Origin of the sequence: Alkalihalobacillus sp. FSL W8-0930, from assembly GCA_037965595.1 — a bacterium.
Taxonomy (GTDB): Bacteria; Bacillota; Bacilli; order Bacillales; family Bacillaceae_D; genus Alkalicoccobacillus.
In genome coordinates, this window is sequence record CP150183.1 from 3,753,856 (window position 1) to 3,769,283 (window position 15,428).

Annotated in this window: 13 protein-coding genes; 4 read left to right on the forward strand and 9 right to left on the reverse strand. The window is 41.6% G+C overall.

What is annotated here, in order from left to right; translation table 11 throughout:
- Window positions 1-21 precede the first annotated feature (21 nt).
- From NSQ54_19325 to NSQ54_19345, 5 genes are read right to left on the reverse strand one after another with little or no spacing between them, the layout of a single operon-like run.
- Complete coding sequence (locus tag NSQ54_19325; protein WYP26448.1) at window positions 22-804, reverse strand: HAD family hydrolase; 783 nt, start codon at window positions 802-804, stop codon at window positions 22-24.
- Window positions 797-1,936, reverse strand: a complete 1,140-nt coding sequence (locus NSQ54_19330; GenBank protein ID WYP26449.1) for an ABC transporter ATP-binding protein — start codon at window positions 1,934-1,936, stop codon at window positions 797-799. Before NSQ54_19330 ends, NSQ54_19325 begins: the two co-directional genes overlap by 8 nt.
- A 3-nt stretch (window positions 1,937-1,939) precedes the next feature.
- Window positions 1,940-3,745 (reverse strand): iron ABC transporter permease, encoded by a 1,806-nt coding sequence (locus tag NSQ54_19335; protein WYP26450.1) that lies wholly within the window; start codon window positions 3,743-3,745, stop codon window positions 1,940-1,942.
- A 19-nt stretch (window positions 3,746-3,764) separates the two neighbouring features.
- Window positions 3,765-4,946, reverse strand: a complete 1,182-nt coding sequence (locus NSQ54_19340) for an extracellular solute-binding protein (protein WYP26451.1) — start codon at window positions 4,944-4,946, stop codon at window positions 3,765-3,767.
- Between the two features lie 14 nt (window positions 4,947-4,960).
- Window positions 4,961-5,734 carry a PHP domain-containing protein gene (locus tag NSQ54_19345; GenBank protein ID WYP26452.1) on the reverse strand — a complete coding sequence of 258 codons (774 nt, stop codon included), beginning with the start codon at window positions 5,732-5,734 and terminating at the stop codon, window positions 4,961-4,963.
- 149 nt (window positions 5,735-5,883) lie between these two features.
- Between NSQ54_19345 and NSQ54_19350 the strand changes: the two genes are divergently transcribed.
- Window positions 5,884-6,711 (forward strand): MurR/RpiR family transcriptional regulator, encoded by an 828-nt coding sequence (locus NSQ54_19350; GenBank protein ID WYP26453.1) that lies wholly within the window; start codon window positions 5,884-5,886, stop codon window positions 6,709-6,711.
- A 187-nt stretch (window positions 6,712-6,898) separates the two neighbouring features.
- Here the strand turns inward: NSQ54_19350 and rhaM are convergent, their stop codons facing one another.
- The 3 genes from rhaM to NSQ54_19365 all read right to left on the reverse strand — a co-directional run bounded on the left by rhaM (window position 6,899) and on the right by NSQ54_19365 (window position 9,007).
- Window positions 6,899-7,213, reverse strand: a complete 315-nt coding sequence (rhaM, locus tag NSQ54_19355; GenBank protein WYP26454.1) for an L-rhamnose mutarotase — start codon at window positions 7,211-7,213, stop codon at window positions 6,899-6,901.
- 225 nt (window positions 7,214-7,438) lie between these two features.
- Window positions 7,439-8,116: an AIM24 family protein gene (locus NSQ54_19360; GenBank protein WYP26455.1), complete on the reverse strand. Its 678-nt coding sequence runs from the start codon at window positions 8,114-8,116 to the stop codon at window positions 7,439-7,441.
- A 15-nt stretch (window positions 8,117-8,131) separates the two neighbouring features.
- Entirely contained in the window at window positions 8,132-9,007 is an 876-nt protein-coding gene (locus NSQ54_19365; protein ID WYP26456.1) for a hypothetical protein, read from the reverse strand.
- A 174-nt stretch (window positions 9,008-9,181) separates the two neighbouring features.
- On the opposite strand from NSQ54_19365, the gene NSQ54_19370 reads away from it, so the two are divergent.
- From NSQ54_19370 to NSQ54_19380, 3 genes are all read left to right on the forward strand, one after another.
- The gene (locus tag NSQ54_19370) at window positions 9,182-9,958 is read left to right on the forward strand and encodes an SDR family oxidoreductase (protein ID WYP26457.1); all 777 of its coding nucleotides are present in this window, start codon (window positions 9,182-9,184) and stop codon (window positions 9,956-9,958) included.
- A 183-nt stretch (window positions 9,959-10,141) separates the two neighbouring features.
- Window positions 10,142-12,505: an EAL domain-containing protein gene (locus NSQ54_19375; GenBank protein WYP26458.1), complete on the forward strand. Its 2,364-nt coding sequence runs from the start codon at window positions 10,142-10,144 to the stop codon at window positions 12,503-12,505.
- A gap of 42 nt (window positions 12,506-12,547) precedes the next feature.
- Window positions 12,548-14,182 (forward strand): thiamine pyrophosphate-binding protein, encoded by a 1,635-nt coding sequence (locus tag NSQ54_19380; protein ID WYP26459.1) that lies wholly within the window; start codon window positions 12,548-12,550, stop codon window positions 14,180-14,182.
- Window positions 14,183-14,532: 350 nt separating this feature from the next.
- On the opposite strand, the gene NSQ54_19385 is transcribed toward NSQ54_19380, so the two are convergent.
- A complete protein-coding gene (locus NSQ54_19385; protein WYP26460.1) occupies window positions 14,533-15,420 on the reverse strand; it encodes an IS3 family transposase in 888 nt (295 codons plus the stop codon).
- Window positions 15,421-15,428: the final 8 nt, after the last annotated feature.

A 15,428-nucleotide genomic window follows, 5' to 3' on the forward strand; every position in this document is an offset into this window, starting at 1 on the left:
TCTATTAAGATAGACGAATTTTTACGCTTTTAGTAGTGAATTTGTCTCTCTAATAACTGAAGCAACTGCGTGGTTTGTGTGGTGCACAGTCTGATGAGTGGCAATGCACTTCAAATTGGGGTGGGCATTTTCTACGGCATAACCATAGTCCGCTGCTTCTAATAGAGAGCAGTCATTCATTTGATCTCCAACGGCTATAACTTGATCCACTTCAATATCCATTTGATTTAAAAGTTCATAAAGAGCCTGGCCTTTTGAAGCTCCAGTTGGAAGAATTTCTAGGTAGCTTGTATCTGATTGAATACACACTTCGTTTAATACTCCTGCGAAGCGCACTGCATCTTCTAACTCTCTACCAATAATTAATACTTTGTTTATCTTTTGTGGTGGCACTTCCGTAAAGAGACATGTCACATTTTCTTTTGCCTCATACGCGTGAATAAGTGAATGAGGTCTAGGTGTATAAATGCTTTGTGCGTCATATGCAATCACTACAGCATGCTTACTAACTACATGCCACAATGTATGCACTTCTTCCACATGCTCTGTTAAAACCATTGACCACACTATCTTTTGTTCTTTTGGACAAAAGATCTGTGTCCCGTTTCCTAAAATAACAGGCGCCTTAATACTCAGCTCATTAATATATGGAAGTGCTGCTTGTAGCATTCGTCCCGTAGCAATCGTAAAGATATTCCCTTCTTTTATAAACTGATCAATCGCTTCCTTATTTTCTCGACTAATCTGGTGGTGGTCGTTTAGAAGTGTCCCATCAAGATCAGAAATCAACAGCTGTTTAGCCATATACATTCAAATCCACAGCTTGCTGTTCTGGAACTTTGTTCAAGCGATGTCCGGAAGTAGGGTGATAGAGATTTAGTCCATCGAGATTTGCTTTCACATAAACGGTACTGTCTGGAAAATAGTTTACAATCCCCATCTGTTTTGCGAGTAGCATCGTCTCCCCGCATTGGATATGAATCGTTGTTTCTGGACCCGCAGGAAGAACGGCTCTCACTGTTCCTTGAACAGTCCCTTTTTGCGGTGTACGAGATAAAACAAGATCCTCTGGCCTAACAGTAAGAACCACTTCTTTTGAAAAGTCCTCTAGCCAGCTTGTATTCATTACAAAGTCACCTAGATCTGAGTGAATGATAAAAGACGAATGGGAGGATTCCGTGCACGTAGCATTTAAAAAATTATTGGCTGGATTCCCAACAAACTGAGCGACTGTTAAATGCGCTGGATATTGATAGAGTTGGATCGGTTTATCCACCTGAAGGATCTCTCCCTCTGAAAAAACAGCAATTTTGGTTGACATGGTCATCGCTTCTACTTGGTCATGCGTCACATAAATCATCGTTGTCCCTAGCTCATGGTGCAAACGTTTCAGCTCTGCACGCATTTCAACACGAAGCTTTGCATCCAGGTTCGATAAAGGTTCATCCAGCAAGAGGATTTTTGGCTCTGTGACAATCGCTCTGGCAATCGCAACTCGTTGCTGTTGCCCACCTGATAACTCAGATGGATATCGATCTTTATAGTCGAGAATTTGAAGCTTTTGCAAAGATGCCTCCACACGCTTTTTTATTTCCTTTTTAGGAAATTTCCGTCCTTCAAGCCCAAACGAGACGTTCTCATAGACCGTCATATGTGGCCAAAGCGCGTAGTTTTGAAATACAAGATTTAACTTTCGATCTGCAGGTGGAGCGAAATATTGAGTTTGTCCATCAGCAACGAGCTTGTCGCTAATAACAATCAGACCCTCTTCCTGCTGTTCAAGTCCAGCAAGAATTCGAAGTGTGGTTGTTTTCCCACATCCAGACGGTCCAAGGAAGGTCATAAAGTCTCCTTCCTCGATCTCAAGGCTAATGTTTTTTAAAACATGCTGACCACCAAAATGTTTATTAATTCCTTCAAGCTTTATGAAAGACATGGTTTACCCTCCAATTCCTTTAGTAAAGTCAATCTTTCCGATCTTACTCGCAATGAAGTATGTGATTAGGATGATACCAACGATGATTAACATTAGAGCATTGGCATATTGCTGGAATCCCGATTCTGCGTACTTAAACATGAGTGTTGGTAGAGTTCCGTTTTCTGGAGTAATGAGCAAGATAATTAAGTCAAGCTCCTTAATGACACTGATAAAGAGAAGCAAAAACATTGTAAAGAGTGTCTTTTTACTTAAAGGGAGCATGATTCGCGTGAAGCGTCTGCCCCAGTTTGCTCCTTGTACATAAGCTGCTTCCTCCAGCTCTCCACCAATCTGGTGCATCGTACTTGCTCCTGAGCGTGTAGCAATTGGTAATTCATTCACCACACATATTAAGATAATCAACGTGATCGTTCCGTATAGGCTCGGCATAAACCAACTCGGAGTAGCAAACATAGATAGGTAGATAGCAGAAAATGCAATACCAGGAATTAAGTATGGAAGATAGCTTAATTGCTCAATGGCTCGCCCATCTAAACGATTACGACGCTTTGAGACAATGTAGCCAAATAACAACCCCATCAATGCCGCAATACTTGCAGCAATAAAAGCGATTTTGAGTGAATTTCCAATGGCAGAAAATAGAGCATCATTCTTCAATACGCCTACCTCCCCAGACGCAATCGCTGGATTGGACTCACCTATCCAAAAGTGTAACGTGAATTGATCCAGTGAGAACTGGCTATTAGACATCATAAATGTTTGTAGAGTTAATACGATAAGTGGTAGAGCAGACACTGCGCCCATAAATCCGAGCACTGTCCATGTAATAGGTCTGTGCCACTTCTTTAACGAATACAAATGCTTTCGTGAATCTTTTCCTGTAATCGTCGCAAAGCTTCGGCGTTTTCCGATCGCCTTTTGGTTAAAGAAAATGAGCAATGCACACACCATTAAGAGTACAATACATAACACGTAGGCTTCTTGGATCATGCGGTTTTGAATACTTGAATGAAGCATGGTGGCAATCGTATAGTACTTAGTTGGCAATCCCAAAAAGGCCGGGACGCTAAACGAACCTAGTGCCTTGGAGAACGTTAAGATAAAGCCTGATGAAATAGCTGGGATCAGTAGCGGTAATGTGATCTTACGAATCGTTCTCGCACTGCTCGCTCCTAAGATACGTGCTGATTCTTCTAAGCTAGCATTTACAGCCCCAAGTGCGACCGATAGTAGTAAAAAGAAAAAGGTGAAATAATTTAACGTCATCGTTAGAACAATAGGTAGAAACCCATAAGCAAGCCTATCAGGGGGGCTTATTTGAAACACAGAATAAAATAACCCTTGTCCTCCACCGATTCGATCATTTTTAAATACAGACATCCAGGCAAAAGCCATAACCCAGGAAGGAAGCATATAAGGAAGAATAGCTAGCATGGTCATTGATTTTTTATAACGGAAGTCCGTTCGCATGACAAGCCACGCTAGACCACCACCAAGCAAAAAGGAAAGAATAGAGACTGTTAACCCAATGGATAAGGAATGAAACAGTGGCTTGTAGAATAACGGCTGGCTTATGCTGCCTGAAAGAACATTCACCCAGTTCGCAGCTGTAAGACCGCCTGATGCTGCTCCCCCTCGTCCATCCTCTTGAAACGTCTCCAAGAGGATCTGTCCGATTGGGAAAGCCACCATATACACTAGAAAAATCAAGGCGAGAGCTGAGATGACGTGTACAGGATTTGTGAAAATACGAATCAGTTTATTTAACAGCCTTGACCGTGAATGGTAGCGCGAAATCTGAATCATTGATTTGCCTCCTCCCACTTTACTGATTTGCTAAGATAAAATTCCGTACATCATTTGAATGGTCATATAAGTATTCTCCGTCATATGGCCACAGGGAAAGATCGCTGCTTGGACGTTGTCCTTCGACTGACACATCCGTACGGGTTGACCAAGAACCAGGCACATTGTATGGTCTAAATCCTTCACCTTGTCCATCTGCTTCTCCTGCCATCCAACGAATTAATAGCTTCGCAGCAGCTGTATGCTCGGCATTGTTAGCCATATACAAGTAAGATGTACCTGCTACAGACATTTTAGGCTCCACATCATATAGGAACTCCGCTGTGTAACCTTGCTCTTCAATGTGACGTGATTTACTTGAAGTGGTGATACCTACTGGTGGTTTTTCCTGACCTGGTGTCCCTACTGCTTCAACAACATCATCGCCTGAGCTCACAAATACAGGATCGTTGGCTAATAATTGTTTGATAAATTCATAGCCTGCATTGTCCGTTCCATCAAGCTCAATGGCATTCCCAAACTTCTCTTCATAGGCAGCTTCCATGTCATCAGCGTTTTGAACAATGGTTGTAAACAGATCAAGTGTGTCAGATGACAGCAACGGATCATCCATCACAATTTTGCTTTTCCATTCTTCATCCGTTAAATCCCACCAGTTTGTGATGGTTGATTCATCATATACCTCGTTATTCATGAAAATGGCTCGAGTAGAAAAGTAAAAAGGTAATCCTGGCTCATCAAGAAAGGTTTCGTCGAGTTTTTCAACTATGTCATCTGGTGCGTACTTATGAAGCATCCCTTCGCTTAACAACTCACCTGATACAACACCTCCACCATCTTTTACAAAGACAACGTCAGCCGTATTTAGACCAGCTTCCTGTTCACGAGCTACTTTTTCCACGATTTCAATCGTCCCCAAATCAAAAGCGTCAACCTGAATACCAGGGTATTCTTTTTCGAAGCTAGCCTTCACGTCCTTAATGCGACTTGACTGAGAGTAAACAACAACCTTTCCTTCTTCCTTTGCTAGCTCATACAATTCATCAGGGGTTTCATTGGCATCAAGATTCGCTTCTTCAAGCCAGCTTGAACCTTCTTCTGCATTTGCTTCATTCGTTGAGTCATTACTACACGCTGTAACTGCTAACAACGATGAAAGGGCTAGTCCTGCTGGGATCCATTTACGAAGTGTTTTATTCATGTGTTTACTCTCCTTTAGACGCTCACGATGGAGTCGTTGATTTTTTCTACCTTCCAAGCTTCTTTCATTCGTTCAGCAGCATCGACTCTTGTTTGCAATACAGGAGAAATGATGGCTCGATATGCGCCTTGCTCGATCACTTCCTTTAATTCAAGTGCTGTATCACATGATCGATCAAGCTTGTTGTAAACCACTCCATATTGAATAGGAAGATGTGTGTCACTCCCACAGACAAATGGTTTTGAAAGGGGCTTAACAAATGCCTCTACTTCCTGTTTTGCTGTATCCATTCCTTTTCTAAATAAATCTCGACCATTCAAATCAAATGCATCCATCTGCTGAAGTAGCTCAACCGAATGATTCGTTAAAGGCGTTCCTTCTCTTAAAGGATGCGCGCCAATTTTTAATAAAGGATGACCCTCAGCTAATGCCAGTAGCTTAGTTAAAGTGATAAACTGATGCTCCTCTGTGTGTGGTGACAACTGGTTTCGAATCTCTCGAATAGAAGCACGAGGACCAATAAAGAGAATATGTCCATTGTCCTCTACATCAATCTCCATTCCAGTAAACACTTTTACTCCGTCTGCATGATAATGATCGCCGATATATGAATAATGCTCGTCCAACGTATCAAATACGTCTGAAAAACGATGTGTATTAAAATGCTCCGTTAAAGCGATCGCATCAAGTCCAGACTCCTTAGCGTTCGCAAGCATCTCTTTAAAATAGGTAATGTCGAATTCCGTCTTTTTTGTCCATTTACCATGAGTATGCAAGTCAATGTTCATATCAAATCTACCTCCTGTGTCGTTCGTCTACACCCATAGCATGCCTGTGGAGTGTTAAGACAATATAAAGAGAATGTAAAAAAACCAACATCCATCAAAAATGAAGGATTTCATACATTATAATCACGGGTATATAAGGAGGAGATAAAGTGATTGGGTTTGATGAGGTGACGTTAACCAAAAATCAACAGCGAGTCGCAAACTTTCTAACGAAAAACGGAGAGAGAATTGCGTTTTTAACAGAACAAGAAATCGCAGACGCTTGCTTAGTGAGCAGCGCAACCGTTTCTAGGTTCTGGGGAGCAATTGGCTACAAGAATTTTAAAGCATTTAAGCGAAGTCTTCAGCTTGAACATGTATCCACACCCGTAAATAAAACGGAGAATACATTTCAAAAATACGGTCAACATCCGTTTTTACCAATGCTTAACGCACACATTCATAATCTTGAAACAACATTGACCCGGTTATCAGAAGCTGATTTTAAAGCCAGTACAAACATGCTCGTTCATGCTTCTCGTATTCATGTCTATGGGAATGGGGCTGCTCAATTTTTAGTAGACCTTGTCGGCTTTCGCTTACAACGATTTGATTGTGAGGTTACCTGTATGGCTCCAAGTGGGCATGAAATCTTTGAGAATCTCATTCATTTTCACTCTGATGACGTCGTCGTTGTCTTCGGATTTTTGAACTATTCGCCAGAGCTTCAGGTCATTTTTGACCTTTGTCAAAAGCAGCAGGTGCCCATCATCCTTATTACGGACAGGCTAATCTCACCTATGCGAGAAAAAGCGACAGCCGTTCTTTACTCTGAACGTGGAGAGAACAATGAATTTCATTCCCTTGTCGCAACTCTCGCCATTGTTGAAGCGTTAATCCTAGAGGTTGGACGTGGAAAGGGAGAGAACGCACTAGCTAAATTAAAGCAGCTTCAAGAGATGAGGAAGCAGTATTCGGGGATGTTGCCTAAGGAGTAGCGGTGGAGGGGTGAAACGAATCTTCTTCATACAACATGAAAAGCGGATGAGTCTCCCGATTAAGTAGACTCATCCGTTTGTTTTAGAATTATGCTGCAACAGTGGCTCCATATTCTAAATAATTTGACATAAATATGGTAATAATTGCTTTCATTCCACTTCTTTACTTAGCCAGGATTGTCTCTCCTCACGCTAAATAAAACACTTCATTTAACTCTTTTGATACTGGGCTATTATCTTCATTTGTCTCCATTATTGGCTCCATATAAGCCCACCACTTTCGGCAAATCTCAGTTTCTGATACCTGTGCATATAATGCTTCATCCTGAACAAGAAGGTAGGCAAATAACTGACCCGTTTCCTCTAACAAGAAGATCGAGTATTCGCTTACACCATGCTCCTTAAGCATCTTTTCCATCTCAGGCCACAATTCATCATGGCGTTTCTTGTACTCTTCATATTGGTCTTTGTACACCTTCATGACACTTGCTTTGCGTACCATTTACACCACTCCTTTTTTGTCATTACCTCAATATAGTAACCGCTCTCAAAACAAGAGACTATAACCTCCTTGACTTAATAAAATGTCCTTATTTGCACTCTCTTAAATGAATTGCGATGCAATCAGATAGATCATTGCAAAAATCAACAAGTATAATAGTATTTTTCGTACCATTCTTTTCTCCTTTAAAAAGAAACGGCTACATAAGAGCCGTTTCCTGGTTTTTTATTCCACTTCAAACCCCGGCTGAACAATGACAAATCCACTTCCAGTAAACTTCATCTGAATCGATTCACCGCTTCCCTTTCCAAGGAATGTTCGATAACTAATGTCCGTGTGAAATTCTGGTTTTAAATCTCCTGACCAGGCAACTGTTGCGGTTGGATCCGTGTACACTGGAAGCTCCGGTGTCACTTCTAGTGTAAGTGGTTCAAAATAAGTGGTGATCGCCACCTTGCCGTGCCCATTTAATGTCACATTAAACAATCCACCCGACATTAACCCAGCCATCTTCCGCATCATCTCAATATCCCATTCAACGGTTGGTTCAAATGCAAGCAAGTCATTTCCGTTTACCGTAATTTGTTGGTTACCAAGCTCAAGTATAGTAATCCTCTTACCCTGATCGGCGAGGAACAACCTGCCTTCACCTGTAGCCTTCATGAGCTCCTGCCCTTCAGTAGTGAAGGACTTTTTGAATGCCCGTCCTAAACCGTGTTCGAGAATTCTTTCACGTTCAAATTTAATTTCGCCTTGATAACTAATCATGGATCCCATTTTCGACCAGATCTCACCACTTAGATCTATTTCTAAAATTCGTTCAGACTGTAGAGCAAATGAATCCGTGGAGGTTTTCTGCTGTTTGGTTTTGCTTAAAAATTCATCTACGGAATACGTTGTCATCTACTGAGACCACCTTTAGTTATTCATATTTGAGCCGAATGTGTCTTCAAGCTCTCCATCAACGACTTCTACATCATCTGGCGCTTGAAAAAGAGATTCATCAAAATCAGGATTCACTTCATATTCAATGACTGCGCCCGAGCTACTCGTATCTCCGGCAGCATGCTCCGCGTCCTCTACCGCAGTCTCACTTTCCATTTTAATTTCATAGAATGTTTCTTGATCAAACCAATATTCGGTTACCTGTCCGTCACGATCTGCCTCGATATGATAGGTGGAGAAACCATTAATCTCTTCCTCGCCTACATAAGTCAGCTCCGCATTCTCTAGTAGATTCTCGTATAAACTCGCCCAGTCTGATAAATCATCCTGCGTGGGATCAACGCCTTGTTCATAGCGAATAGCTTCCTCGTCGCCTTCATCGTATGTGATCGTGAAAACAGGATCATCTAGGTCACTGAATTGATATGAGGGTGGCATCTCATCAGAAAAGGCTTCGCCGTCCTCTTCACCCTCTGTTGAGAATTCCAGGTCCATTCGCGTATATAACTCTCCATCTTGAATGAAATTCCAATGTGTTTCAGTGATTGACGTTGAAACATCACCTTCAGGCACATTTTCCTGATCCGCATCAAAATCTACACTAACCTCTCCTTCTGATACCATGTAAAGACTAGTTAATCCATCATAGAAAGCAATCGCTTCTTCTACGATCTCTTCTGCCGAAGGTGTATCCTCCGCATCTTCATCCGACTCCTTTTCTTCATTCATCGTCTCTTCTGTACCTGTTTCCGCTGTTTCGTTTGCTGTTGCCGTTTGACTTTCATCCTCACTACCGCACGCCGCCAAAAAGACAGCGCCTGTTACTGTAAGTACAATCGCCTTTTTCATCTAGCATTCCTCCCCTTTTGATCTCTCTACCCTCCTATTCACCAAGTTACTAGAAGCTAAACTTTAAATTGTATGCAGTTCCTTTATTTTCTTTTCATTATAGATTGCTTACTTTTTCTAGAAAAGGTTATAGAGAACTAGAACGTCATTCTTACGAAAAGAGGAGTGAATCGGGTGAGTATCATTGAGAAATTTAAGTTAACAGGTCAGAAAGCGTATGTAACTGGAGGAGCAAGAGGTATTGGGAAAAGCATTGCCACTGCCCTTGCGGAGGCTGGAGCAGACGTTGCGATTGTAGACCTTGATCTGGAGGAAGCCAAAAGAACAGTCGCTTCAATCAAACAAGCAACGAGTACTCAACCCATAGCGATTGAAACGGATGTAACGAGCCCTGAAGATGTTGAACGAATGGTTTCGGAGATCGTGAATGAATACGGTCGAATCGATATTGCTTTTAACAACGCCGGCATTTGTATCAATACTCCTGCAGAAGAGATGACCTTCACACAATGGAAAAAAGTCATAGATATTAATCTCTCAGGTGTCTTCTTAACCTCCCAGGCTGTTGGAAAAGTCATGCTTGAACAAGGGAAAGGGACCATCATTAATACAGCTTCTATGTCTGCCCATATTGTGAATGTGCCTCAGCCACAAGCTTCATATAACGCTTCCAAGGCTGGAGTTATCCAATTAAGTAAGTCACTTGCGGTGGAGTGGGCAAAAAAAGGTGTACGCGTAAACACAATAAGTCCTGGTTATATTGGAACAGAACTTACACTGAACTCTCCCGACTTAAAACCACTCATCAACGAATGGGAAAGCGTATCACCACTCGGCCGAATCGGAAAACCTGAGGAACTGCAAGCCATTGCCGTTTATCTAGCAAGCGATGCAAGTTCGTTTACAACAGGGTCGGATTTGGTGATTGATGGAGGATTCACGAGTGTCTGACATTTTGTTCTTATATTGCATAGTCTAGTGGCTATGCATTTTTTTATAAACATTCGACTATTTTCAACAAATTTTCACTATAATTCCTAGGATTAAGGTAATATGAAATAAAGACTATAAAAAAACAATTATAATGAATAACCAACCCTAAGTTCTGAATCTATGAAAAATGGAGGCCTTTGAATGAACGAGGAACAGACAAGGTATTCTCGACTTGCTAATATTACAAAGTTGATTAATTCAAAGCTTGAATTACGAGACATGCTTGAACAGGTTACACAGGCTATATCCGAAGAAATTGTTCGTTGTGATTCTGTTGGCATTTATCTGCCTCAAAGAGATGGTACATTCAGAGGCTACGTTGGTAAGCCTGACACACTTAATGGCTGGACTTTGGACATGCATGTCATTGATACAGACTATGATTTACTCGCGAAGGAAGTCATTGAAACAAGAAAAACGATCTATATTCCTGACACATCAAAGGATCATCGCCCTGATCCTAGAGCCGTAAAGGGGTTCTCCATTAAATCCTTATTAGTCCTTCCGATTTCATTTGAAGATGAGCTGTTTGGACTTGTCTTTTTATTTGATTATGGGATTCCTATGAATTTAACGGAAAAGGAGATTCAAACCGTTGAGGCTTATGTCAGCATGGCAGGGGTGGCCATTTTAAATGCAAACACATTAGCTCACAAGGAGCAATTAATAACGGATAAGCAAACGCTTCTTGATGTGACACGTGAATTATCAATGTGTTCCTCCCTGCAGGAAAGTATTGATTTATGCTTCTCCTATTTAACAAAAGTAATGGCAAATCCTAATATTGGCGTTCATTTACTAGATCCGATTGCTGAACAAAAGGTGAAACCAGCGAAGCTAAGCAAAGAGAGTGAATGGACTGAGGAGAATTGGAAGAAAACACATGAAAACATAGGTTTTGACCAGAGTAATGATCTCGTGATGAAGGAAGTTTTCGAAACAAAAAAGCCTATTATTATCCCTGATGTCTATGCTGATCATAGACCTAATCATGAACTATGCCATAACTTTGGAATCAATGGTTTAGCGATGTTTCCATTGATCTCTATGGGTCGGATTTTAGGACAGATTTCCATCGTCAATTTAAAAAAGGATCCGATTCACTACACTGAGGCAGAGATTGAACTCGCTCAATCCATTGTTGATGCAACCGCTTCTACCTTGGCCAACTTGATCTATATGGAAAAGCAGGAAATGATTATTGAAGAGCGCACGTCAGAGGTACGCTTTCATGCGTATTTTGATAGCCTTACTAACTTGCCAAATCGATCCTTACTATCCGATCGCCTATCTCAAGGCTTAAAGTACGCAAAGATAAACGATGAAAAAGCGGCCATTCTTTCCTTAGATTTGGATCGATTTAAGCTTGTGAATGACACATTCGGACACAGCTACGGGGATCAACTATTAAAAGACGTAGCCACACGATTGTCGGAGTGCGTACCGAGAGATGCCACCGTTTCAAGGCAAGGCGGAGATGAGTTTATTATTTTCCTACCTACTATAAAAAACGAGAAAGACATTCTGGATGAAATACATTGTATTCAGGAGGCTTTTAGTACGCCTTTTCAAATTGGAGATACAGAGCTTTTCGTAAAGACAAGCATTGGTGTCAGCATATTCCCGGATAATGGTCTTGAAGGGGAAGTTCTCATTAAACACGCGGACACCGCTATGTATAAGTCAAAGGCGGTACCAGGTAATAGCTATCATTTCTTTAGCGAACGACGAGATAATCGAACCATCGATCGAATTATGTTTGAAAACGATCTCTATAAAGCGTTAGAGCAAAATGAACTCTCTGTATATTATCAACCACAAATTGATTACCCAACGAATACAATTAAAGGTGTGGAAGCCTTATTACGATGGAACCATCCCATAAAAGGAATGATTCCTCCTGATACATTTATTCCTATTGCAGAAGAAACAGGCTTAATCGTTCCAATTGGTGAATGGGTCCTAAGACAAGCTTGTAAGCAGTTAAGGGAATGGCATGATGCTGGTTCTCCACTCATTACGATGGCTGTGAACTTATCTGTTCAACAATTTGAACACGATGAATTAGTAGAGACCGTCCAAACGGTTCTTCAGGAAACAGGGATTTCATCTGAATACCTTCATCTAGAACTAACAGAAAATGTGATTGTAAAGAACACAGAATCCATTGTACTCACAATGAAACAATTAAATGAGCTAGGCATAAAGCTTGAGATTGATGATTTTGGAACAGGGTATTCCTCCTTGGGTTATCTAAAGAATTTACCTATCTCTACTCTGAAGATTGACCGGTCATTCGTTAAAGACATGCTTAAAGATGACGCAGCGATTACAAAAACAATCATCACACTTGCTCATAACCTCAATTTAGAAGTCATTGCTGAAGGTGTCGAAACAAAGGAACAGGCTGACTTTTTGCTTTCACTAAATTGCGAACGAATGCAGGGATATTTTTTCAGTAAACCAGTACAATCGTCCGACATTATGATAAAATATTTCCAGTAGTATCTGGTTATATAATCCAAAGGAGACAAGGAGATTGTCATAATGAAAGCAGCACGCATGGTCTTAGAGTATTTAAAAGAGAATGGTGTAACACACATCTTTGGTATTCCAGCCGGTTCAGTTAACGCGTTTTTTGATGAACTATACGACATGAAGGAATTAACACCTGTAGTCACAAAACACGAAGGTGCCGCTACCTATATGGCCGCAGCATACGCTAAGTATTCTGGTCATTTGAGTGTGGCAATTGGTTGTAGTGGTCCAGGCGGCACGAATTTAGTAACTGGAGCCGCAAATGCCATGCGAGAACACTTGCCTGTCTTATTTATTACTGGTGCTGTGCCAGTTAGTACGGTCGGCTTAAATGCATCTCAAGAATTAGATGCAGAGCCGATCTTCCGTCCCGTAACAAAGTATAGTGTCACGGTCAACGAATCAGGAAATGTTCTAAGTGAAATTGCAAAAGCTTGTGAAATCGCTATCTCTGGAGTTCCTGGCCCTGTGCACGTGGCGCTTCCAATTGATGTTCAGCATGGAAGCGTAGACACTCTAACCGTTCCTGTCCTTCCATCAAGAGAACAACTTGTTCCTGACCTGCAGACGATCAAGCACGTAGCGGACGAGCTCGTATCGCGTGAAAAAGGAATCGTGTTTGTCGGCCAAGGTGTCAGAGGAGCCGTTGAACAATTAGTCGAACTTGCAGAGTTACTAGATTGGCCGATCATCACGACACCACAGGCTAAAGGGTACATACCTGATACCCATCCACTTTTAGTTGGAGTGTACGGGTTTGCAGGTCACGAAGCAGCCTCTAACCTTATTGCTGAGGGAGATGCAAACGTATTATTGATTGTTGGATCAAGCCTCGGTGAAACAGCAACCAATAACTATAATGTGAAGCTGACTGAAAATCGTTTTACGATTCAATTAGACTTTGACGAAACCGTTTTTAACCGTAAGTACACAACTGATTTGCCAGTACACGGAGATATTAATCTAAGTCTCGTATTTTTAATAGAAGAATTGCGTAACAGAGGACTGACACAAACAAGCTATGAGCATAAGCTAGTCGAGGATGAGACAAACCTTGAAGACTACAATACAAAAAACGTCATGCTGAACCTACAAAACCTTCTTCCACCATCAACTCGATACACGATTGATATCGGGGAATTTATGGCCTATGTTATCAACCATATGAGCGTGAAAGAGTCTGATACTTTTGGTATAAACGTTCACTTTGGCGCGATGGGTACTGGTATTGGTTCGGCAATCGGTTCTAAGCTAGCAGAACCCGATCGTCCAGTCGTTTGTGTAACAGGAGATGGCTGCTTCTTTATGCATGGTATGGAAATCTTAACGGCAAAAGAATATAACCTCCCTATTCTCTTTGTTGTCATGAACAATGCCCGACTAGGCATGGTTTATCATGGACATGCATTGCAGTTCAAGCGAACACATCCTTCATTTGAACAACAGCAAATTGATATTAGCGCAATGGCCGCCGGAATGGGTGTTCCAAGCTTCCGCGTGAACTCAATGGATGATCTCAACCAAGCAACAATTGATCATTTAATGAACGGAAATGGTCCTGCTGTACTAGAAGTTGCACTTATTGATCAAAACACCCCTCCAATGGGAGATCGAGTGAAGTTTTTGTCTTCATTTGGGAAGTAGGAAATAAGAGAAGAGTGACTGCCGAGTGTTTCGGTAGTCTTTTTCTGTTTGTGGGGAGATTTTCGGTTCAGGTGAGCAGAAGTTCTTGATTTTCTAGCCGAAGAGCTTGGTAAAGAGCTACATGTTCTTAGTTTTATGAGGTCGAGCTTAGTTTTAGTGTCTAGCTACTTAGTAGAGTATTGGTTCTTCTTGATATTGGGGGTCGTTTCTTGCTTCAGCTCTCTGTGGTGGTCTTCTGTCAAGAAAGTGGACACTAAAAAGTAAGAGTGATTCCTCTCGAAGCCTATCTTACTGCCTCTTACGGAGATAAATGAAATCTTATCTAAAAGTCTGGAGAAACGTTCTTTTGTCTAACTAATTGTTTTTTGCGAGTCATGATTGGTCCTTTGTGCGTAGGTTCTCTCAAATTGGTTTGGGGATTGGTAGTTCAAAGTCGAATGCCTTCTCGTTTCATTGTACCGACTGTAAATGTAGTGATGAATGGATTTCATCGCCTCGTTTCTTGTTTGAAATCGAAAACGATAGATGAGTTCTCTTTTAATGGTCGCGTGAAACGATTCAATACACGCATTGTCATAGGGATCGCCTTTTCGGCTCATACTTATAGTGGCTTTCACTTGAGTAAGTGCCTCGATATACTCGTTTGAACAATATTGAGCTCCTCGATCAGAGTGGTGAATAAGCCCCTTCGGGGGGCGTCTAGTCGCTATCGCACGCTCAAGAGCGTGTAACACAAGGTCTTTTTCCATCGAATTACTCATATTTAGGCCCACAATTTTTCGAGAAAACAGGTCCATAATGGATGCGACGTATAACCAGCCCTCTAATGTCCGAACATACGTAATATCTGTCACCCATATGGCATTTGGGTACGCAGCTTGAAACACTCTCTTCAGTAAATTGGGATACACATGTAGAGTGTGCGTGGAATCCGTTGTGACGACATATCTCGCTTTAGGCTTTGCGCTAACCTTCATTTCTTGCATATATCGCGCCACCGTTTTTTGCGAGATCACATAGCCCCATTCGATTAGATCCTGATGGACGCGAGGACTTCCGTACGTAGCCAAGCTCTCGTGGAACGATTGACTAATCTTCTTTTTTACGTCCGCTTTCCGTTTTTCACTCTCTGTTTTCCCACCGCGTAGTTTGGCTTTCCACTTGTAGAATCCACTGGTCGAGACTTGAAGGACTGAACACATCTTCACAATGGAATGTTCATCTTGATGAGCATCCATAAAATGAA

Excerpts from the sequence above, each read along its gene's own strand:
- NSQ54_19335 (WYP26450.1), bottom strand. The coding sequence starts at position 3,745 with ATGATTCAGATTTCGCGCTACCATTCACGGTCAAGGCTGTTAAATAAA.
- NSQ54_19340 (WYP26451.1), bottom strand. The coding sequence starts at position 4,946 with ATGAATAAAACACTTCGTAAATGGATCCCAGCAGGACTAGCCCTTTCA.
- NSQ54_19345 (WYP26452.1), bottom strand. The coding sequence starts at position 5,734 with ATGAACATTGACTTGCATACTCATGGTAAATGGACAAAAAAGACGGAA.
- NSQ54_19330 (WYP26449.1), bottom strand. The coding sequence starts at position 1,936 with ATGTCTTTCATAAAGCTTGAAGGAATTAATAAACATTTTGGTGGTCAG.
- rhaM (WYP26454.1), bottom strand. The coding sequence starts at position 7,213 with ATGGTACGCAAAGCAAGTGTCATGAAGGTGTACAAAGACCAATATGAA.
- NSQ54_19380 (WYP26459.1), top strand. The coding sequence starts at position 12,548 with ATGAAAGCAGCACGCATGGTCTTAGAGTATTTAAAAGAGAATGGTGTA.
- NSQ54_19360 (WYP26455.1), bottom strand. The coding sequence starts at position 8,116 with ATGACAACGTATTCCGTAGATGAATTTTTAAGCAAAACCAAACAGCAG.
- NSQ54_19385 (WYP26460.1), bottom strand. The coding sequence starts at position 15,420 with ATGGATGCTCATCAAGATGAACATTCCATTGTGAAGATGTGTTCAGTC.
- NSQ54_19325 (WYP26448.1), bottom strand. The coding sequence starts at position 804 with ATGGCTAAACAGCTGTTGATTTCTGATCTTGATGGGACACTTCTAAAC.
- NSQ54_19375 (WYP26458.1), top strand. The coding sequence starts at position 10,142 with ATGAACGAGGAACAGACAAGGTATTCTCGACTTGCTAATATTACAAAG.
- NSQ54_19365 (WYP26456.1), bottom strand. The coding sequence starts at position 9,007 with ATGAAAAAGGCGATTGTACTTACAGTAACAGGCGCTGTCTTTTTGGCG.